The sequence below is a fragment of the Geodermatophilus sp. SMS 5-13 genome (assembly GCF_059428245.1).
In genome coordinates this window covers 238,042-258,394 of sequence record NZ_CP165729.1, presented here as the reverse complement: position 1 = coordinate 258,394, position 20,353 = coordinate 238,042, and the positions used below count along the sequence as shown (strand labels likewise).

General features: G+C 75.4%; 17 protein-coding genes and 2 tRNA genes. 8 read left to right on the top strand and 11 right to left on the bottom strand.

The window, feature by feature from the left end; all coding sequences use genetic code 11:
* The first annotated feature begins 13 nt into the window (after positions 1-13).
* On the top strand, positions 14-796 hold the full coding sequence (locus AB3388_RS01235) for an alpha/beta fold hydrolase (RefSeq protein ID WP_495408937.1): 783 nt from the start codon (positions 14-16) through the stop codon (positions 794-796).
* Here AB3388_RS01235 and AB3388_RS01230 read toward each other — a convergent pair.
* Positions 772-948: a hypothetical protein gene (locus tag AB3388_RS01230; RefSeq protein WP_495408936.1), complete on the bottom strand. Its 177-nt coding sequence runs from the start codon at positions 946-948 to the stop codon at positions 772-774. The two genes, AB3388_RS01235 and AB3388_RS01230, sit on opposite strands and share 25 nt — an antisense overlap.
* 136 nt (positions 949-1,084) lie before the next feature.
* Positions 1,085-1,157 (bottom strand) — tRNA-Arg (locus AB3388_RS01225).
* 194 nt (positions 1,158-1,351) lie between these two features.
* Here AB3388_RS01225 and AB3388_RS01220 point away from each other — a divergent pair.
* On the top strand, positions 1,352-2,533 hold the full coding sequence (locus AB3388_RS01220; protein ID WP_495408935.1) for a hypothetical protein: 1,182 nt from the start codon (positions 1,352-1,354) through the stop codon (positions 2,531-2,533).
* A gap of 52 nt (positions 2,534-2,585) precedes the next feature.
* Here AB3388_RS01220 and AB3388_RS01215 read toward each other — a convergent pair whose 3' ends face one another.
* The 4 genes from AB3388_RS01215 to AB3388_RS01200 all read right to left on the bottom strand — a co-directional run bounded on the left by AB3388_RS01215 (position 2,586) and on the right by AB3388_RS01200 (position 7,943).
* Positions 2,586-3,944: a lipase family protein gene (locus tag AB3388_RS01215; RefSeq protein ID WP_495408934.1), complete on the bottom strand. Its 1,359-nt coding sequence runs from the start codon at positions 3,942-3,944 to the stop codon at positions 2,586-2,588.
* Positions 3,945-3,961: 17 nt separating this feature from the next.
* Positions 3,962-6,334, bottom strand: a complete 2,373-nt coding sequence (locus tag AB3388_RS01210) for a CHAT domain-containing protein (protein ID WP_495408933.1) — start codon at positions 6,332-6,334, stop codon at positions 3,962-3,964.
* 166 nt (positions 6,335-6,500) lie between these two features.
* A tRNA-Ser gene (locus tag AB3388_RS01205) sits at positions 6,501-6,589 on the bottom strand.
* A gap of 151 nt (positions 6,590-6,740) precedes the next feature.
* Positions 6,741-7,943 (bottom strand): MFS transporter, encoded by a 1,203-nt coding sequence (locus tag AB3388_RS01200; RefSeq protein WP_495408932.1) that lies wholly within the window; start codon positions 7,941-7,943, stop codon positions 6,741-6,743.
* A gap of 107 nt (positions 7,944-8,050) precedes the next feature.
* Here AB3388_RS01200 and AB3388_RS01195 point away from each other — a divergent pair, with 107 nt between their 5' ends.
* Entirely contained in the window at positions 8,051-8,590 is a 540-nt protein-coding gene (locus AB3388_RS01195) for a CGNR zinc finger domain-containing protein (RefSeq protein ID WP_495408931.1), read from the top strand.
* 33 nt (positions 8,591-8,623) lie between these two features.
* The gene (locus AB3388_RS01190) at positions 8,624-10,057 is read left to right on the top strand and encodes a bifunctional phosphatase PAP2/diacylglycerol kinase family protein (RefSeq protein WP_495408930.1); all 1,434 of its coding nucleotides are present in this window, start codon (positions 8,624-8,626) and stop codon (positions 10,055-10,057) included.
* Here the strand turns inward: AB3388_RS01190 and AB3388_RS01185 are convergent.
* Positions 10,036-10,680, bottom strand: a complete 645-nt coding sequence (locus AB3388_RS01185) for a hypothetical protein (RefSeq protein WP_495408929.1) — start codon at positions 10,678-10,680, stop codon at positions 10,036-10,038. The two genes, AB3388_RS01190 and AB3388_RS01185, sit on opposite strands and share 22 nt — an antisense overlap.
* Before the next feature lie 54 nt (positions 10,681-10,734).
* Complete coding sequence (locus tag AB3388_RS01180) at positions 10,735-12,393, bottom strand: alpha/beta hydrolase (RefSeq protein WP_495408928.1); 1,659 nt, start codon at positions 12,391-12,393, stop codon at positions 10,735-10,737.
* A gap of 269 nt (positions 12,394-12,662) precedes the next feature.
* On the opposite strand from AB3388_RS01180, the gene AB3388_RS01175 reads away from it, so the two are divergent.
* The 3 genes from AB3388_RS01175 to AB3388_RS01165 all read left to right on the top strand — a co-directional run bounded on the left by AB3388_RS01175 (position 12,663) and on the right by AB3388_RS01165 (position 15,476).
* A complete protein-coding gene (locus AB3388_RS01175) occupies positions 12,663-13,736 on the top strand; it encodes a glycosyltransferase (RefSeq protein WP_495408927.1) in 1,074 nt (357 codons plus the stop codon).
* A 118-nt stretch (positions 13,737-13,854) separates the two neighbouring features.
* Positions 13,855-14,433, top strand: coding sequence for a DoxX family protein (locus AB3388_RS01170; protein ID WP_495408926.1), 579 nt, complete (start codon positions 13,855-13,857; stop codon positions 14,431-14,433).
* A complete protein-coding gene (locus tag AB3388_RS01165) occupies positions 14,430-15,476 on the top strand; it encodes a PHP domain-containing protein (RefSeq protein WP_495411424.1) in 1,047 nt (348 codons plus the stop codon). Before AB3388_RS01170 ends, AB3388_RS01165 begins: the two co-directional genes overlap by 4 nt.
* On the opposite strand, the gene AB3388_RS01160 is transcribed toward AB3388_RS01165, so the two are convergent.
* The 3 genes from AB3388_RS01160 to AB3388_RS01150 are packed head-to-tail and all read right to left on the bottom strand — an operon-like array spanning position 15,457 to position 18,637.
* The gene (locus tag AB3388_RS01160) at positions 15,457-16,368 is read right to left on the bottom strand and encodes a hypothetical protein (protein WP_495408925.1); all 912 of its coding nucleotides are present in this window, start codon (positions 16,366-16,368) and stop codon (positions 15,457-15,459) included. The two genes, AB3388_RS01165 and AB3388_RS01160, sit on opposite strands and share 20 nt — an antisense overlap.
* Positions 16,365-17,477: a GNAT family N-acetyltransferase gene (locus AB3388_RS01155; protein ID WP_495408924.1), complete on the bottom strand. Its 1,113-nt coding sequence runs from the start codon at positions 17,475-17,477 to the stop codon at positions 16,365-16,367. Before AB3388_RS01155 ends, AB3388_RS01160 begins: the two co-directional genes overlap by 4 nt.
* A complete protein-coding gene (locus tag AB3388_RS01150; protein ID WP_495408923.1) occupies positions 17,477-18,637 on the bottom strand; it encodes a GNAT family N-acetyltransferase in 1,161 nt (386 codons plus the stop codon). The genes AB3388_RS01155 and AB3388_RS01150 overlap by 1 nt, the downstream gene beginning before the upstream one ends.
* A gap of 429 nt (positions 18,638-19,066) precedes the next feature.
* Between AB3388_RS01150 and AB3388_RS01145 the strand changes: the two genes are divergently transcribed.
* Positions 19,067-20,350 (top strand): LamG domain-containing protein, encoded by a 1,284-nt coding sequence (locus tag AB3388_RS01145; RefSeq protein ID WP_495408922.1) that lies wholly within the window; start codon positions 19,067-19,069, stop codon positions 20,348-20,350.
* The last annotated feature ends 3 nt before the right edge of the window (positions 20,351-20,353 follow it).

Genomic DNA, 20,353 nt, shown 5'->3' with positions numbered 1-20,353 from the left:
CGAGGGAGCGGACATGGCTTCGTACGTGCAGACGGGACCGGTCAACACCTGGTACGAGGAGCACGGGGACGGCCCACCGCTGGTGCTGCTGCACGGCGGACTCGTCGACGCCCGGTTCTTCGAGCCGAACCTCGAGCCGCTGGCCGAGCGGTTCCACGTCTACACCCCCGAGCGGCGAGGGCACGGGCACACCGCGGACGTCGAGGGGCCGATCACCTACCAGCTGATGACCGACGACACGATCGCCTTCCTCGACCAGGTGCTCGGCGGCCCCGCGAACCTGGTCGGGCACAGCGACGGCGCCTTCATCGCCATGCAGGTGGCGATCCAGCGCCCGGACCTGGTGAACCGGCTGGTGATGATCAGCGGCGGCTTCGACAAGTCCGGCGAGGCCACGCCGGACATGGAGTTCGACGTCGACCAGGTGGTGCAGTTCCTCGGCACGTCCTACGGCGAGGTGTCACCGGACGGCGAGGCGCACTTCCCGACCGTCGTCGCGAAGATCGGCGAGCTGATGAAGACCGAGCCGCACCTCGACATCGCCGAGCTGGGCAAGATCCGCGCCCGGTCCCTGGTGATGTTCTCGGACGACGACCTGGTGACGCTCGAGCACGCGGTGGCGATGTTCGAGGCCATCCCGGGCGCGGAGTTCGCCGTCGTCCCGGGGACGTCGCACTTCCTCACGCAGGAGAAGCCGCACCTGGTGAACGCGCTGGTGCTCGACTTCCTCACCCACGACCCGGTGCCGACCGTGGCGCCGATCCGGCGGGCTCAGAAGGAGTGGGCCTCGTCGTAGCCGTAGTCCTGGTCGAGCTCGGGGTTGCGGTGCGCCGGGGAGCGGCGGGGCTCGGGCTGTGGTGACGACTCGGTGCGCTGCGGCCGGCGGACGTCGGCGTGCACCTCGTCGTAGCCGTAGTCGCCTTCGGGCTCCTGGTTCGTCGGCTCCATGGCCACTCCTCGCAGACGGCGCTGATGGCGGCCATGGTGGCGCGCAGGGCTGCCGCCCACAACCGGCGCCGGGAAAACGCGCGGCCCCGCTCCTGTCGTCACAGGAACGGGGCCGCGGCGCTGTCTCAACCAGACGCGCGCCCGAAGGGACTCGAACCCCTAACCTTCTGATCCGTAGTCAGATGCTCTATCCGTTGAGCTACGGGCGCAGCACCGCTCGAGCGGCGCGGGCTCCAGTGTAGCGGGCCTCGTCGGGGCACCGACCGGGGGCCGACGACGGGCCGCGGCCACCCGCGAACGGGCGGTCGGCCACCCCCCACGCGGGAGTGCCGTCGGGGCCGCGCGTCCGCCACGATCCGGCGGAGAGCGGCCGAACCGTGCGCCGCGTCGGACGAGGAGCGGGATGGACACGGGGCAGCAGGCCGACCGGCAGGCCGCGAAGCGGCAGGTCCTGGCGCGGCGGATCGCGGAGCTGCAGGACTGGTGCGGCGCGGCGCTGACCGTCGTCGGCGGGATCGGTGAGGACGTCGGCCCGTGGACGGTGCAGGTCTACGGCGTCGTCGACCAGGCCGACCTGCGCGGTTCGCCCGACCGGGCCGCCCGGTCGCTGGTCCGCGAGGTGACGGCGATGCAGGCCCGCGTCGAGGAGGCGCTTCCGGTCTGGACGGCCGAGGGGCTGACCGTGCTCCGCGGCACCCTGGAGCGGGCGTCCGGCGGCGAGGAGCGCCCTGCTCCCGTGCTGGTCGCCGGAGCGCCGGCGCTGACCGACCTGCCGACCGCGCTCCTCGGGTTCCGAGCGGCCAAGCCGCTGCTGGGGCTGGTGGCGGTGGTGCGCGGCTACGTCCTGTCCGCCCCCGGGGACGCCGGGCAGGGCGGGACGCCGGAGCGCTCCACGACGTGGCTGCCCGGCGGCCCGGCGTGGCCCGCCGACGCCTCGGAAGGGCAGCCGGCGGTGGGCGCGTTCGCCGCCGACCGCCACGGGACCACCGCGATGCTCGCCGTCCCGATGGCCGGCGCCGGCCGGCAGCTGCGGGCCGGCACGGAGAACCGGCTGGTCGACCTCGAGCGGGCCTCCGGCGGTGCGCTGGCGTACCCGACCCCGGCGGCCAGCCCGCCCGTCGTCCTCGGGCTGGCCTGCGGGCACCGCAATCCGCTGCCGCCGGAGGTCCGGTCGCTGCTCCCCCGGCCCGGCTGGGTCGTCGGCCGGTGGGTGCTGCACGAGGCGTGGCAGGCCGCGCAGGCGTGGACGGCCGACCCGGCCACCCCGGTGGCCCTGCCCGTGCCGCCGTCGGCCCTGGCCGACGCCACGTGGGCCGCGATCCGCGCCGACCAAGCCGGTCCGCGGCGGCTCGGTCCCCTGCTGCGGGCCGCGGAGGCGCGGCTGCTCGCCGAGCCGCTGCTCGCCGAGGCGTGCATCGCCCGCAGCCCGGCGCAGGCCTGGCTGTGGCGGTCGCTGGAGCAGACCCTGGGCGGTACCGCGGAGGGCCGGGCGCTGCTCGACGACGTGACGGCTCAGTGGCAGCGGCGGCCGCAGCTGCACGAGCCGGACGACTTCCTCGGGGCGGCCGCGACCCCCTACCGCTAGCGCCCACCGCCGTCGCAGCGCGACGCCACCCACACGGCCTGCCGACCCAGCGTCAGCCCCCGGCGAGGACGGCCTGCCAGAAGGCGTGGGCGACCGCGGGGTGCGCGATGTCGCTGTGCGCGCCGGACGGTCCACCGCCGTTGCGGATCACGTCGCTGGCCTCGATGTTGAGCACCCGCCCCGCGGCGAGCTCGTAGCGCTGGCGGTCGTCGGTCATCGTCTCGTCGCCGGCGTCCTTGACGCCCTGCGCGCCGAACGAGCCGACCCCGCCGTACTCCGGGAAGTCGTCCCCCAGGACCCGCTGCCGGGCGACGCCCGCGCCGAGGGGGTAGAGCTTGCCGACGGCGGAGTCGAACCGGGAGCGCGTGGTGACGAGCGCGCCGCTGACCAGCTGCTGCTCGACCAGCCGCCGGAAGTACCCGGCCGTGCCGCGCTGGTACGGGATGTCGTCGGTGAACGCCCACAGCGACAGGGCGCCCTGGACCAGGAACAGGGTGGTGACCGGGCGGCGGACCGACCGGTCGGAGGGGGCTCCGGCGACGGCGGCCGAGACGACGATGCACCCGAAGCTGTGCCCCATCAGGTGGATGCGGGCCTCCGGCGCGGCCTCCTGGAGCTGCCGCACGAAGTCGTGGGCGCCGCGCTCGCCGAACTGCCGCGCGCGGTCCTTCATCTTCCAGAACGACAGCTGGCGCAGCGGCATGCGGACCAGGTCCAGCAGCTGGTCGCCGAACCCGCCGAGCACCGCCGGGCCCGAGTCGGCCGCCTCCGCCCGGGCGTCCGCGACGATCCGCTCGGGGACGAACTCCCGCTGGTCGGCCCCCGGCGCAGCGCCGGCGCCCTCGGTCGTGAGCCCGGACTCGGCGAAGAGGACGGCGTAGGCGGCCTCGACCTCGGCCGGCAGGACCTGCCCCTCGTCGGCCGGACGCGCCGAGACGATCGTCCGCAGCGCCTCGCGGGCCGCGGGCGTGTCCGCGATGCGCCGCGCGTAGGCCTCGACCAGCGCCGCGTCGTCCATGGCGTCCTCGGCAGCGAACTCGTCGTCCTCCTCGGCGTCGCCGGACAGCAGCCCGGGCCCGCCCGGGATCCGCTCGTTCCCCCACGGCTTGCTCGGCCAGTGCAGCCCGACCACCATCGACCGCCAGTCCGGACGGCGGGCGTGCGCCGCCTCGCGGTCGGCCCGCTGGTCGTACACGACCCGGAGCCAGCGGTCGTACTGGCCGATCGCCCCGGGGACGTCGCCCATCCAGCCGTGGCTGACGAGGAAGACGTCGGACGGCGGCTCGGCCCGGGCCGCCGCGAGCACCTGCTCGCTGTAGCGACCGCCGTCCTCCCGCCGTTCGCGGCCGTCGTCGTCGAAGGTCAGCAGGTGGTAGGCGAGGTCACGGTCGGGGACCTGGCGCAGCGGCACGGCTCTCCTCCTCCTGGTCAGCCCGCGCGGCGCACCAGCGCCGGTGAGACGGCGGTGTCGCCGTCGCAGTGCACGGCGTAGATGAGCCCGAGCGGGTTGCGGTGCTGGGTGACGAACTCCTGGCAGAGCCCCCGGACGATCTCGCCGAGCGGCTCGCCGTCGAGGAGGCGGTCGAAGAACCGCCCGGCCCACTCCTCGGCGAACAGGGCGGGGATCTTGCACTCGGTGCCGATGACCCCGCGTGCGCCCCGGGCCATGAAGTAGGGCACGAAGCCGTCGTAGAACAGCGGGCTGAGCTCGCTGGACTCGCAGGCGTTGACGAACACCAGGGGGTTGCCGGCGAGCGGTGTGTCCGGAGGCGCCTCGCGGTAGAGGTCGGCGAGGGTCAGGGCGCCGTCGCTGAACTCGACGGAGGAGGCGCGGATCCCCCCGGCGTCCCCCGGCGCCTTCGCCGTCGCGTGGCAGTAGAGGTAGAAGACCTGGTCGGCGCAGTCCTGCGCGGCGAGCGCGGCGAGCACCTCGCCCTTCTGGCTGCGGCCGATCACCCGCAGGTTCGACCGGTCGGCCGACGTGCGCTGCCACCAGTCCTGCTGGTCGGCGACGAAGCGCGCCTGCATCTGCTGGTCGATCGCGGTGTTGAGGTTGACGCTGACCGCCAGCTCCGGGCTGTCGCTGGCGATCGAGGTGACCACCTCCGGGAAGCCGTTCCCCAACGGGATGCGCTCCATGACGCAGCGCAGGCCGAGGAAGTTCTCCCAGCGCAGCTCGGCGCCGCCCTTGACCTCGCCGAGGTAGACCAGCGGCCACGGCACGGGGACGTCCAGCGAGACGATCTGCAGCTTCAGCGGGGCGCCGTCCCGCAGGGCCACCTGCCGCAGGCCCCGGCCGATGTTCTTCGCGTCCTCGCCGGCCGCCGGGTGCCAGAAGAGCCGCTGGAAGAGGTCGGCGCCGGCGAAGGCGAGGGTCTGCAGGGCGAACTGCTCGGCGGCCTCGGGGACGTCGAGGCCGTCGCTGAACGGGAAAGCGGTGTCCTCCCGGTGGTTCACGACCTGCATGAGCGCCGCCCGCACCTGCTCGGCGGCGTCGGCGAGCTCCTGGTCCCTGATCGGCAGCTCGGCGTAGCCCGCCGTCCGGCCCGTGACGAGGCAGGTGTAGCCGTCCCGCCCCGGGCTCAGCTGGAGCGAGAGCTCCCGGGGACCGCGCAGCTCCCCCGCGACCAGCTGGCGGCCGACGGAGGTGAACCCGGCCGGCTGGGCGGTCCCCTGCCCGACGGGGAGGGTGATCGTCAGCCGGTGAATGAAGTTCCCCTCCCGGTGCAGGGTCGCGATGATCGTCCCCGGCCCCTCGTGCAGCGGGACGATGTCGAACCGGGCCTTGTTCAGCGAGCGCCCCGTGCGCGGCACCCGCAGCGGCCGGCTCTGGTCGGAGACCTGGAAGTCCTTGGTGTCGAGCTGGACGGTGAGCTCGACGACGGCCGTCTCGCTGCCCGGCGCGAACAGCTGCGCACCCGCGACGGAGGCGCGGGCGAGCGCGGTCGGCGGCGGCTCCGGCGCGATGGCCAGCGCCAGCGTGTAGCCCTGGCCGACCTCGAGGGGCTGGTCGCGGTCGTGGTCCTCCAGCTCGGCGAAGAAGCTCCGCGTGTCCTCGCGCACCACCGGCTCGGGCTCGGGCGCGGCCTCGTCGGCCGGCGCCCTGGGGGCCGGCACGGGCGCGGCCGCAGCGGGCGGCGGGACCACCTGACCCGGCGGGGTGTCGGTCCCCGCCGGCGAGAGGACGCGCGGGCCCTCCTCGACGGGCTCCTCGACGGGCTCCTCGACGGACTCCTCCCCGAACGACGGCGCCGCGAACGACGGCGGCGCCGCGTGCAGCACCAGCGCGCGCGGACCCTCGTGCGCCACGACCGCGAAGTCGCGGACGTCGGCCGCGGTGGCCTCCAGCGCAGCGACCAGCGGGGCCGCCGCGGCGTCGGCGGCGAACCACGAGGTGAGCGAGACGTCGCCGGAGCGCCCCAGCATCCAGCCCAGCGCCCGGGCCCCGGCGGGCGCGAGCGCCGCGGCAGGCCCGTCCGGGCCGAACGCGCGCCAGGCCTCCGCGACCGCGGTCGGGTCGGGATGCGCGCCGGGCGCCAGGGGCTCGATCAGGGCGACGCACTCGTCGAGCAGCTCCCCGGGATCCCGCACGCCGTCGGCCAGGGCGGTGGCCAGCCGGCGGACCAGGTCGGTGGCGAACGCGGACCCCTCGCCGTCGCCGAGCGCCTCGAGGTCGCGGACGTCGATCGTCGACGCCGGCGAGCCCGGCCACTCCTCCAGGATCCGGCGCGCCGAGGTCAGCGCCGAGGAGTCCCCGGACACCTCCGTCGGTCGTGGTCCGCGCTCCGGCGTCGTCGCCATGGTTCCCCCACTCGGCCGAGTGGGGCGACGATCGGGAGCGGCCGGCCCGGGCGGCAAGGGGCGCGTGAGCGAGGCGGACCGGGCAGTGCCGTTCGGTCGGCGCGCCAGCCCCGTCCGTGACCGGACGATGGCACGCAGAGCAGCGCGACGGCGCTGCCGGCAGGGGCGGAGGCTCCGGGATTTGAACCCGGGATGGGGATTAACCCAAACCGCATTAGCAGTGCGGCGCCATAGACCGGACTAGGCGAAGCCTCCTGGGGACCCGAGCGGGTCCGCCGAGGGGCAGGTTACCAGCGAGCCGCCGCCGTCCCCCAGCCACCTCGGACGGTGCCGCGAGTGAGCAGTTGGGGACGCCGACACGCGCCGGCACGCCGGTCGCGACGACGCAACTGCGCACTCGGCCGGGTCAGGCGGCCACCGGCGCGCGGTCCACCGCCACGGACGGACGGCGACCCGGCACCAGCGTCAGCGCCACGGCCAGCGCCGCCCCGACCGCGGCCAGCACCAGCGACGCGGACACCCCCAGCGACGTCTCGATCAGCGCCCCGCCGACGGCGGCCCCGATCGCCGAGGCGCCGAACGCGATCGTCGACAGCCAGGTGAACGCCTCGGTGGTGGCGTGCGCCGGCGCGATGGAGCTGACCAGCGAGCTCTGCACGGTCAGCGTCGGGGCGATCGCCGTCCCGCCGAGGAACAGCAGCGCACCCAGCACCAGCGGGCTGGACACCGTGGCCAGCGGCGCGAGGCCGATGGTCACGCCGAGCAGCCCCCAGCGGTACTGGCGCGGCAGCGAGACGCTGACCACGCGGGCGCCGAACCACAGGCCGCCGGCGACCGAGCCGAGCGACCACACGGCCAGCAGGACGCCGGACATGCCGGGCGTGCCGGCCTCGTCGGCGAACGCCGGGACGGCGACCTCGAGCGCACCGAAGCCGAGCATGAGCGCCGAACCGCTCGCCAGGATCCGCGGCATGCCGGGCGCCAGCACCGTCGAGAGCAGGCCCCCGGGGCGCTCGGCCGGCGGCGCCCAGCCGCGCATCGCGGCGCAGGTCGCGATCGCCACGGCGCCCGAGACCGCCAGAGCGCCGGCGACGCCGACCGCGATCGCGGGGGTGGCGAGCACGGTCAGCGCGGCGACCGTGGTCGGGCCCGCGACGAAGACCAGCTCGGTGACGGTGGCGTCCAGCGCGTAGGCGGTGCCCCGCACGGTCGGGTCGGCCCGCGACCACAGCGCCCGGACGGTGCCGGACACCAGCGGCGTCGACGTCCCGGCCGCGAACGACGCCGCCACGATCGCCCCCGCCGGTGCCCCGCCGAGGACGACGGCGACGAGCAGGCCGAGCAGCACCGGGTAGACCGCCGACTGCGCGAGCAGCACCCGCCGCGGGCCCCGCCGGTCGGCCAGCCGGCCGAGGATCGGGGCCATCAGCGCCATCGCGATGCCGTGGGTGGCCGACGCCAGGCCGGCGATCGCGTAGGAACCGGTCTGCTGCTGCACCATGAGCAGCAGCGCCAGCGGCACCATCGCGGACGGCAACCGGCCGGCGAAGCCGGCCACCAGGAGCACCGGGGCGGAGGGCAGCCGCCAGACGGTGAGGTACGCACGCACGGTAGAGCTCGTTTCGCAGAACTTGCCGGAAAGGAATCCGTAGGGGGTCAAGCACCGTTGACCCCCTACGCAACCCCGACGGTATCCAGCCACGAGTAGGGAGTCAAATGGACTACGACACCTACGGGTCGAGTGCCGTCGAGTTGGCCATCGACCTGGCGAACGCCGAGCTCGAGACCCCGGAGATCTTTCTCACATCGCACGCCGAGTGGTTCTCACCCGGCACACCCCTGGAGCTGACCGGCCGGGACGCGACGAAGGTCCGCGAGACGTCGAACCTGGTCCGCGCCGTGGCCCTGGCCGCGTCGGAGAAGGACGTGCTCGACCGGCTCAACGAGCTGCTCGCGCTCGCCCGGCCGCGGCCGTACGCCACCGACCACGACGGCGAGCTGCACCTGCACTACGCCAGCGCCGACGCCCCCGCGCTCGAGCAGCTGACGACGACGGTGGCGATGGGGCTGTCGCAGGTCGTCGTCCAGCACGGGTGGCAGCGGCTGGGCGTCTGCTCGGCCGAGGGCTGCGACAACGTCTACGTCGACACCTCGCGCAACGCCAGCCGCCGCTACTGCTCGAACACCTGCGCCAGCCGCTCCACGGTGGCCGCCTACCGCGCCCGCAGCCGGAGCGGAGGAGATTCGCCGAGGTAACGCGCACCGATCTCCTCCACTAGCGTCGCGCGCATGCCTCACCCGCGGACGTGGGACGCGCGCCTGCACGCGCTCGTCGGTGCGCTGCCCGCCTCGCCCGCCGACCGCTGGCTGCGCCGGCTCTCGATCGCGGCCAACCACGGCCGGCTGTGGATCGTGCTGGCCGTCCTCCTGGGGCTGAAGAAGGGCTCGCTGCGGCGCGGGGCCCTGCGCGGGATCGGCTCGCTGAGCGTGTCGAGCCTGCTGGTCAACGTCGTCCTCAAGCGGATCTTCGGGCGGGTGCGGCCGGACATGGCCAACCTGCGCGCCGACCGGAAGCTGCGCCGCTCACCGGTCACCGAGTCCTTCCCCAGCGGGCACTCGGCGTCGGCGGCGGCGTTCGTCACCGGCGTCGCGATGGAGAACACCCTGGCCGGCGCGGCGCTCGCGCCGGTCGCCGCCGCCGTCGGCTACTCGCGGGTGCACGTCGGCGTGCACTACCCCGGGGACGTCGTCGCCGGGTTCCTCGTCGGCGGCGCGGTCGCGATCGGCAGCCAGCACTGGTGGAAGGTGCGGCCGAAGACCCCGGCGCGGGTGCGCCCCGCGCACGAGGCGCCGGCGCTGCGCGAGGGCGAGGGCCTGGTGGTCGCGGTCAACCCTCGGTCGGGCGACGACGAGTACGACCCGGGCAAGGACGTGCTGCGGCTGCTCCCCCGCGCACAGGTCCGCGAGATCAGCGAGCAGCACGGCGTCACCGAACTGCTGCAGGACGCTGCCCGCTCCGGCGCCCGGGCCCTCGGTGTCGCAGGCGGCGACGGCAGCGTCGCGGCCGCCGCCGCGGTGGCCCTGGAGCACGGGCTGCCGCTGGCCGTCGTCCCTGCCGGGACGCTCAACCACTTCGCGCGGGACGTCGGCGTCGACACCCCCGAGGACGCCGCCGAGGCGGTGACCTCCGGCTCGGCCGTGCAGGTCGACGTCGCCGAGGTCAACGGGACCCCGTTCCTCAACACCGCGAGCATCGGCGCCTACCCCGAGATGGTCGAACGCCGCGACCGCCTGGCCGGCCGCATGGGCAAGTGGACGGCGATGACCGTCGCGGTGGCGCAGGTGCTGCGCCGCGGGACGCCGGTGTCGATGCTGCTCAACGGTCGCCCGCTCGAGGTCTGGATCCTCTTCGTGGGCAACTGCTGCTACACCCCGCGCGGGCTCTCCCCCGCCTGGCGGCCGCGGCTCGAGGACGGCCTGCTCGACGTCCAGTACCTGCGCGCCGACGTGCGGTTCAGCCGGACCCGCGCGGTGCTGGGCAGCCTGTTCGGCATCAGCGACCGCAGCTCCGGCTACGAGCAGCTGCAGGTGGAGTCGCTGGACGTGGTCTCCCGCTCGGGCCCGCAGCAGGTGGCCTTCGACGGCGAGACCGGCGAGGCGGCGACCGAGTTCCGCTTCCGCAAGGGCGCGCACCTCACCGTCTACTGCTGCCGCACCGACTGACCCCACCGGCGCACGGTCACGAGCAGCACGAACGCCGACAGCGCCTCGCCCAGCTCCTCGACGAAGGTGCTCACGGCCTCCGAGAGGGCGCCCACGTGGGACTGGGCGGCGGCGACGAGAAAGGTGACCGCGTCCAGCCCGATCGCCGCCCCGGCGTAGAGCGCAAGCGCGCCCACCACCGGCCCGGTGCCGGCCACGCCCCACCGCCGTCCGAGCACCCACAGTACGATCAGCGCGGCGACGGCCAGCCCGACGCTGCCGGCCAGCGTGAGCACCGCCGAGTCGGCCTTGGCCAGCGAGTGGGCGCTGACCAGCTTCAGCAGCGCCAGGACGGCGCCGGCCGCGGCGATCGCCGTCCACCAGAGCCGGTGGCGGCCGGCGGCCCTGCGCGCCGTCCGCCAGGCGAGGACGGCGGTGACGACGAACATCGCCGTCGTCACCAGCCGCGGCAGGCCCCCGAGTCCGTCGAGGTCGAGGAGCCGCGCCGCCGGCCCGCCGCACCGGCCGAGGCCGGTGCAGCGGACCCGCACCAGCAGGCCGGCGCCGAACAGAGCGACGAGCGCCACCGCCGCGCCGTACACCCACCAGGCCCGGCGCCGTCCCGGTGGCGCGTCCGTCTGCATCGCTCGATCATGCGGGGCGCAGCCCCCTACCGGGGCGTGGGCTGCGCCGCTACCTCACCGACGGCTGGCCAGCGGGAGGGTGAACCGCTCCACCGCGCCGAGGCGAGAGGTGGCGGTCGCCCCCGCCGCCGGCACCGGCGTCGGCGCCGCGAACGGCACGTCCTGGCTGCACACGGTGCCGGCCGCCGGCAGCGTGAGGTCGACCAGGTAGGCCTCCGTGGCGGTGTCGATGCAGGCCGAGTTGCCGCCGTAGGCGGTGTGCCCGTCGCCGTCCATCGTCAGCAGCCGGGCGTTGCCGAGCTGGTCGGTCAGCTGCTGGGCCCACTGGTAGGGCGTCGCCGGGTCGTAGGTGTTGCCGATGACCAGCGGCGTCGGCGAGCCGTCCGGCACGGTCCACGGGCCCCCGAAGGCGTCCCCGTCGTGCACCGGCCACAGGCTGAAGCTCACGTCCGGGTAGCCGGTGTTCCACCAGAAGTGCTGGAACGTGGCCCAGGCGTTCGCCCCCTCGCCCAGGTAGAAGTCGACGTCCCCGGGGAACTCCTGCTCGGTCCCGGCGATGGTGAAGAAGCGGTCGCCGCCGGGGTCGAAGGTGCCGTCCGGCCGGCGTCCGTAGAAGGCCTCGTCGACGGCGGCGCGCATCGCCGAGCCGTCGCCGGCCGCGGTCTGCGCCAGGATCGCGGCGAGGTCGCCCCAGAACTGCTTGGCGTACATCGCGATCACCGTGACGGCGCGGATGTCGTCGCCGTCCACCGGCCGCGGGTCGGGCGCGTAGTTGGGCGCCGGGATCGGGGCGGCCTCCGCCGCCTCGACCAGCTGGTCGTAGGCCAGCCGCGGGTCGGCCCCGCCGAAGCCCGAGCACGCGGTCTGGTCGGCCGCGCACGCCCCGAGGAAGTGCGAGAACGCCCGCTCGAACCCCTCGGTCTGCTCGAAGCCCAGGCCCGACGTGTCGTGGATGTACTCCTGCGGGTCGATGGCGCCGTCGAGGACCAGCGCGCGGTAGCGGTCGGGGAAGAGCGTGGCGTAGGTGCTGCCCAGGAACGTGCCGTAGGAGAAGCCGAGGTAGCTCAGCTTCTCGTCGCCGACCGCCGCGCGCAGCGCGTCGAGGTCGCGGGCCACGTTGGCCGTCGAGACGTGCGCCAGGATGTCGCCGTTGGCGGCCAGGCAGGCGTCGACGTAGGCCTGCGACTTGGCCACGTGCGCCGCGGGGTCGATGTCGAGCGGGGTCGGGAAGGGCTGCGAGGCCAGCCCGATCGCCTCCTGGTCGACGTGGCAGTCGATGGACGGCGTGCTCTGCCCGACACCGCGCGGGTCGAAGGCGACGAGGTCGAAGCGCTGGTTCAGCGTGGCCAGGAAGCCCGCGCCCGCGGCCTGCAGGAAGTCCACGGACGACGCGCCGGGACCGCCGAAGTTGAAGAACAGCGAGCCGATCCGGTTCGCCTGGTCCACGGCCGGCACCCGGGCGACGGCGATCTGCACCTGCGCGCCGCCGGGGTCGTCGTAGTCGAGCGGCAGGCCGGCGGTGGCGCACTCCACGCCTGCCGCGGTCCCGTCCGGGGTGGTGCCGCACGGCGCGAAGGTCAGCGTGGGAGCCACGGTCGCGGGATCGACCGTCGCCCGCGCCGCCGTCGCGCTCAGCATGACGAGCAACAGCGCCAGCAGAGGGACGACGACGCCGCGCCGGAGGGGGGTGGGGATCGGCCTGCTGTCGGACATGGGCGGGGTCCCTTGTCTCAGGCGCTCGTCTGTGCGCGTGCTGTCAGCCTGCGCTGGGGAGCCAACCTCCGCTCGGTGAACGAGGCAACATTTCGTGACGGAGCGGTCCGGCTCGGTTTGCGCCCGACGGCCGGTCGATGCCGATGCGTGACCGCGCCCCGCCGGATCCGTGAGCACGCCGTGCCCCGGCGTGCGCGGCTGTCCCCCGTTCGGAGGCCCCGCCCCCGCGGCGGGGCCGGGACGGCGGGGCCGGCTGGGAGGATGCCGGCGTGAAGGTCCTGCACGTGATCACCGGCCTGGCCGCCGGCGGGGCGGAGACGCAGCTGCGGCTGCTGATCGCGCACAGCCGGCACGACGCCGAGGTGGTCGCGCTGTACAACGCCGGCTCGGTCGCGGCGCAGCTCCGCGCGGACGGCGTCGGAGTCACCGACCTGGGCATGCGCAGCAACAAGCAGCTCGGCGCGGTCCTGCGGCTGGCCGCGCTCATGCGCCGGGGCAGGTACGACGTCGTCCACACGCACCTCTACCGGGCCTGCCTCTACGGCCGGCTGGCCGCGCGGCTGGCCGGCATCCGCACCGTCGTCGCCACCGAGCACTCGCTGCTCGACGACCAGCTGGAGGGCCGGCCGGCCACCCGCGGCGTGCGGCTGCTCTACCGCGCCGGCGAGCGGCTGGGCCGGGTCACGATCGCCGTCTCCGACACCGTCCGGGCCAACCTGCTCCGCTGGGGCGTCGCCCCCGACCGCGTGGTCACGGTCCCGAACGGGCTGGACCTCGCCGCGCTGGCCTTCGACGACGACGCGCGGGCGTCGGTGCGCGCGGGTTTGCGCATCCCCGCGGACGCCGCGGTGATCGGCGCGGTCGGCCGGCTGCACCCGGGCAAGCGGTTCGACGTCCTGCTGCGGGCCCTGGCCGAGCAGCTGCGCGGGGGCCGGCACCTGCTGGTGGTGGGCGAGGGCGACGAGCGGGGGGCGCTCGAGCGGCTGGCCGCCGAGCTGGGCGTCACCGAGAACGTGCACCTCGTCGGGGAACAGCCGATCGCCGCTCATCTCGCCGCGATGGACCTGCTGGTCTCCCCGTCGCGGTACGAGACGTTCGGCCTCGCCGTCCTGGAGGGCCTCGCCGCCGGGCTGCCCGTCCTGTACCGGCGCTGCCCGGGCCTCGACGAGCTGGCCGCGCCGCCGCCGGCCGCCGTCCCCCTTCCCGAGGACGACGAGGAGCTCCCCCGGCTCGTGGACAAGGCGCTCGCGGCGCCGCCTGCGAGCCGGGACTGCCCCGGCGAGCTGCGCCCCCTCGGCATGACCGACGTCGCCGCGCGGGTGGACGCGATCTACGAGATCTGAGGCGGAGCAGGGGGTGGCCCCCGCCGCTACGGTCGCCGGCAGGGGATTGTCGCGGGCGGGTGCGGGGAAGCAGGGTCGGCGACGATCATGAGCTCCACCGATGGAAAGAGGGTCCACCATGTTGGTCCGCCGGATCGCCCGGCCGCTGCTCGCCGCCACGTTCGTCTACGGCGGGATCGAGACCCTGCGCAATCCGCAGAGCCGCGTGCCCGCCGCGCGGCCGGTCGTCGAGAAGGTGACCGAGACGGCGGACAAGCAGCTGCCGGTGCAGGTGCCCCGGGACGTCGAGCAGTGGGTCAAGGCCAACGCCGGCGTGCAGGTCGCCGCCGGGTCGCTGCTCGCGCTCGGCCGGCTCCCGCGGCTGTCGGCGACGGCCCTGGCGGCGAGCATCGTCCCGACCACCCTCGCCGGGCACCGGTTCTGGGAGAAGGACGGCGCCGACCGCACCGCCCAGCTGATCCACTTCCTGAAGAACCTCGGCCTGCTCGGCGGGCTGCTGATCGCCGCCGTCGACACCGAGGGCAAGCCGTCGGTCGGCTGGCGGGCGCGGAGGGCGGCGCGGCGGACCGCCGACGTCACCGAGAAGCAGCTGGCCAAGGCGCAGAAGAAGGCCGCGAAGGTGCAGAAGCAGGCCGCCAAGCAGGCCAAGGCCGCCCGCAAGGAGGCCAAGAAGCAGGCGAAGAAGGTCACCTCCTGACCGCTCCCGACCCCGCGGGCGCGCTCCGGAGGATCGCCTTCCTCCTGGAGCGCGCCCGCGAGCCCAGCTACCGGGTGCAGGCGTTCCGGTCCGCGGCCGCCGTCGTCGACGCGATGGACGACGCCGAGCTGGAGCGGCGGATCCGCACGAACACCCTCAAGGACTTGAAGGGCATCGGCCCCAAGACGGCGGCGGTCGTCGTCCAGGCCGCGAAGGGCCAGGTGCCGGACTACCTCCTCGACCTCGAGGAGAAGTTCGCCGAGCTCGTCCCGCTCGCCGACGACGTCGCCGAGTTCCGGGCGCTGCTGCGCGGCGACCTGCACGCGCACTCGGACTGGTCCGACGGCGGGTCGCCGATCCGCGAGATGGCCGAGGCGGCGATGGCGCTGGGCCACGAGTACCTGGCGCTGACCGACCACTCCCCCCGGCTGACCGTGGCCAACGGGCTGACGCCGGAGCGGCTGGAGAAGCAGCTGGACGTGGTCGCCGCGCTGAACGAGGAGCTGGCGCCGTTCCGGATCCTCACCGGCATCGAGGTGGACATCAACGTCGACGGCTCGCTCGACCAGACCGACGAGCTGCTCGGCCGGCTCGACGTCGTCGTCGCCAGCGTGCACTCCGACCTGCGCGCCGACGCGGCCAGCATGACCGCGCGGATGCTCACCGCGATCGCGAACCCGCACACCGACGTCCTCGGGCACTGCACGGGCCGGCTGGTGATCGGCCGCCGGCAGCGCAACGGCAGCCAGCGGCCGCGGCCGGAGTCGCAGTTCGACGCCGAGGCGGTGTTCGCCGCCTGCGTCGAGTTCGGCACCGCGGTCGAGATCAACTCTCGCCCCGAGCGGCTGGACCCGCCGCGCCGGCTGCTGCGCCTGGCCGTCGAGACCGGCTGCGAGTTCGCGATCGACACCGACGCGCACGCGCCCGGTCAGCTGGACTGGCAGGGCAACGGCTGCGAGCGCGCGGTCGAGTGCGGCGTCGACCCCGAGCGGGTGGTCAACACCTGGACGGCGGACGAGCTGCTCAGCTGGACGGCGAGCTGACCGCCTGCGCGGCCGACAGGGCCTCGCGCACCCGCCGCCGCCGGTTGTGCGCGCCCAGCAGCACCCCGCGGGTCAGCGTCAGGGCCAGGCGAGGCCGGCGCAGCGCGGACGACAGTGTGAAGGCCAGGCCCGGCGTCCCGTACGCGACGTAGAAGCGCACCGGGGTCCGGCGCCCGGCGGCCAGCCGCAGCAAGGCCGCGGCCGGCATCCCGAGGAGCAGTTCGACCTCGGCCGAGGACGGCTTCTCGTCGAGGATCCGGCCGAGCAGGACCGCGTCGTGCCCGGCGAGGCCCACGGGCGTGCCGCCGGCGGTCAGCCGCGCGACCAGGTCCGCGTAGGCCGCGCGCATCGCCTCCTCGCCCTGCGCGCCGCCGCCGGGCGGGCTGTCGGCCCACTGGCCCTTGACCACCCGCGCCGACAGGCCGTCGAGGGTCGCGGCGTCCGCCGCGCTGCGGGCCCAGCGCGCGGGCAGGGCGACCCCGGCGTCGGCGCCCAGCGCCTGCGCCGACCTCGCCAGCTGCAGCGTCCGGTCGGCGTCCTCGGGCGCGTGCGAGTCGAACACCAGGCCCACGCCGGCCGCGCGGGCGGCCTCGGCGAGGCGGGCGACCGCGTCGGGGTCGAAGCCCAGCACCGGCGCCTTGACCGCCACCTGCGGCCGGCCCGGCCAGCCGGCCAGCTCGGCGATGCAGGCACGCAGCTCGGCCTCGACGCTCGCGCGCGTCTCCTCGGGGGCGTTCCAGAAGGCGATGGTCACGGCGAACCCGCAGGCCACCAGTCGGCCGGCCACGTCGAGCGCGGACCCGCGGGTGGGCCCCGCCAGGAACGCCCGCCCGGCCCGGCGGATCACCGGCGACAGCAGGGCGAGCAGCACCCGGCGGACGACGGCGGTCACGCCTCCTCCCGCCGACCGCGCGGGCGGCGCAGGCGGGCGGCGACGGCGCGGGCCACCCGCGGCGAGAGCTCGGCGGCCACCGCCGCGGCCGCCGGCAGGCTCCACAGCGAGAGCGGGTAGACGTGCAGTTCGGCGCACGGCCGCACCGACGTCGACCACATCGCCGTCCAGGGCTCCTCGACGCCGAGCAGCTCGACCGACTCCAGCCCGCGGCCGGCGGCCCAGGCGGCGACGTGCAGCATCAGCAGGGTGCCCGGGGAGCAGCGGGCGAACTCCTCGACATAGCCGATCTTGAAGATGCTGTAGCGGCCGCCGTACTCGGCGGCCAGCTGCATGGCGACCGCCCGCCCGTCGATCCGCAGGGTCGCGAAGCGGAGGGTCTTCTCCTCGGCGGCCAGCCGGCCGTACCGGCGGTAGCACTCGCGCAGCCGCGGCTGGGCGACCAGGGAGGTGCCGGCACGGGTCTTCCAGCCGGCCGCCTCGACGGTGACGAACTCGTCGAGCAACCGCTCGGCGTCCTCCGGCGTCGTCGGCTCCTCGACGGCCAGCGTCACCTCGCCGAGCTTGTCGGCACGCCGCCGCGCCGCCCGGAAGTCCTGCCGGCGCTTGGCGCTGAAGTGCGACTCCGGCGCCTGCCAGCTCTCGTCGAGCGCGATGGTCGGGGTGCCGGCGGTCGGCCGTTCCAGCACGAGCGCCCGGCCCCGCAGCCGGCGCCGCAGGGCCGGCACCAGGGGCGAGCTCGCCGGCAGCCGCTTCAGCCGCACCGGCAGGCGCCGACGGGCGAGGACGTCGGCGAGCTGCGCCACCGCCGCCTCGTCGGCCCACCGGGCGTCGGTCGGCTCCAGCAACTCGCGCACGCCCAGGGTCTCGAGGAACCACGGCCGGCGCCGGGACCGGACGAGCGGGAGGACGGCGTCCGGAGCCGCGTCGCTCCCGGCGACCGCCACGGCGGGCCGGTAGCCGCGCCCGTAGGCGGCGAGCCAGGCGCGCACCCAGGCGCTGCTGCCCACGGGTCCGGTCGGCGCGATGAGCCCGTCCCACGCCGGGAGCGAGGCGGTGACCTCGGCGGCCGTCGTCAGCAGCCGTCCCCGGCGCCCTGCGGCCGCCATCAGCCGGACCGGCGGGCGGTCAGCCGGTCACGCACGCCGCGCAGCCACGGCGCCCGTTCGCGGGCCAGGCGCCGCGCGGCGGCGTCCCCGTGCACGAGCGCGAGGAACCCGGCGGCCCCGATGCGCCCGGGCCGGGCGAGCAGCACCCGCTCGTTGCGGATGCGCTCGGGGTGCCACTGGCTCTTGTAGGGCTCGTCGCCGCGCAGGAACGAGAACCGGGGGGCGCCCTTGTCGACGGCGAAGCCGAGGTTGGCGCGCACGAGCATGCCGGCGACGTCGACGCGCGTCCGCAGCCGCGGGTCCACACCGGCGATGTAGGACCCGACGAACGTCGGGCCCGCCATGACCAGCTCACTGGCCATGAGCTCGCCGTCCACGATGTACCGGACGAGGAGCGCATTCCCGTCGGCGACCATGACGGGCAGGGCCTCGCGGAGGAACGCGGCGAAGCGAGGGCGCAGGTGCTCGGGGGTCACGGCCCGGCCGCGCCACTGCGCCTCGTGCAGCCGGAGCAGGTCCCCCACGGCCGCGGGCACGTCGGCGGGCGTCGCGGTGCAGACCTCTACGCCGAGGGCGTCGATCTTGCGCATGTGGTTGCGCACCCGGCGCGCCGCCTTCGCGGGCATCTGCTGCAGAAGCTCCGGCAGCGGCAGCGCCGGCAGCTCGAGGCAGACCCCGGCCGGCATCCGGTCGACCCGGGCGGGCCACGTGCCGGCCAGGTCGTCCGCCGCGGAGCCGGGACGCACCTCCGGCAGGTCCACCACCCGCCAGGACCGCTCGGCCAGGAGGGCGGCGACCAGCGCGTCCCGCGTCCCGTCCGGTGCGTCCGCGGCGACCAGGACGTCGGTGAAGTCGCTCAGCGACCCGCCCAGCGGCGCGAGCACCGGCCACGGCCCGCGCCGGCAGAGGTGCAGCGGCGCAGCAGCGACCAGCCGGTCGCCGTGGCGCACGAGGACCACCCGCAACCGCCCCGCCGGGGCGTACGCCCGGGCCCACGCCGCGAGCCAGGCGTGCGCCTGGAACGGGGTGGCCGTCGGGCACGAGACCACCAGCGCCGTCCACTCCTCCGCCAGGGAGTCGAACGCCGGCTGCTCGCGCACGACCTCGGCCCGCAGCCCCGCAGCCACCAGCGGCTGCGCGGTCGACGCTGTGTCCGTCACCGGTCCCCCTCCCGCGGGGACGCCACCGCCGCGGCCGCCCTCCGCCCACCCTGCCGTCCGTGGCCGCGGGCGTCGCTCCGTCCACGTGCAAGGTCACTCGTTCGTGCATTCCGAATCCGCACAGGGGCTTCGCGCGCCGCGTGCTCGTCCGGGTCCAGGACGTCGACGGCGAGACCGTCGGTCGTGAACGCCGTCAACCCGCTTCCCTTCGCCGGCAGCCGATCAGCCGGCCTACCCCCGTGGCTTCCGGATGCTCCGGACCCGCACGGGATCTTGCCCGCCGGCAGCGGTGCCCACCAGGCCGTTCGCCGCGTGACGCCCGAACGGGCGACGACCGACGCCGCGAGGACCGCCTGATCCGTGCGCGCGCAACTATCGGGAGCGCTCAGGATCGTGAAGGAACGGTTCGTCTGCGCTAGCTTCCCTCGCGTGTCGACCAAGCCCCGGACGGCCACCCGCCACCGCGCGCCCCGGCGTCTCCGGATCCGGCGGCTCCACCTGCCCCTTCTCGGGATCGCCGTCGCGCTCCTGGCGCTGGCCGGGGCGCAGGCGGTCCCCGCCGCCGCCCCCGGTCCCGGGGACGGCGCCGCGTCGGACCTCGTCGACCTGGCGGCGACCGGCCCGGGAGCCATGGCACCGCCGAAGAACGCCGAGCGGTCTGCCGGCGGATCGACCTCGCCGACGCCCGCTCCGTCCCCCGCGCCCGGTCCGACCGGCTCGTCCGGCGCCCCTGCGGGGACCAGCACCGGGGAGAGCACCGCCGGGAACAGCACCACCGCGAGCAGCGCCGTCCCGAGTAGCCCCACCACGAGCAGCCCTGTCCCGAGCAGCACTCCTGTCCCCGAGCCGCCGGCACCGGCCGCTCCGCCGGCCGCCCCGGCCGGGAGCAGCACTCCCGCTCCCGAGCCGCCGGCCCCGGCCGCCCCGGCCGGGAACAGCCCCGCGGGGAACAGCCCCGCCGGGACGAGCACCACGGCCCCGGGGCCGGCGGCACCCGTCGCGCCGGCGGGGGGCCCGGCCGCCGGCCGGACGCTCGCCTTCGGCGACGAGTTCGACGCACTGGACCTCGGCCCGGGCCGCACGTGGGGGTGGCAGACCACCAGCTACGAGTTCGGCGACCACAACCCGAACAACTACAAGCGCGACTGGATCACCCCCGACGCCATGCAGGTCAGCGGCGGCGTGCTGACCATCACGGCCACCCCGCGGGACGACTTCTACTGGAACACCGGCCTGCTGACCACGGAGAACGCGCACGGCGTCGGCGGCAACGGCTTCCGGGTGCAGGCGGGTGACTTCCTGGTCAACCGGGTCATGATGCCGACGGGCAACACCGGGGCCTGGCCGGCGCTGTGGACGTGGGACGGCCCGGGCGGCGAGGTCGACGCCTTCGAGTGGCACTCCGACAACCCGAACCTGCTGGAGCTCACCAACCACGTGCGGTCGGGCGGCACCTACGTCACCGACCCGAACCTGATCGCTCCCGGGCGGTGGGTGTGGATCGGCGTCCAGCTCGGCACCGACGACGACACCTGGTACATCGGCGACACGCTCGAGGGGATGCGCCCGGTGTTCTCCGACGGGACCGGCATCGGCAGCGCCCGGCCGTTCATCATCGCCAACCTGTCGGTCAACGTCTCGCCGTGGCACCCCAGCCCCGCGGGCACGACCCCGATCGTCTACGCGATCGACAGCCTGCGCGTCTACCGCTGAGCC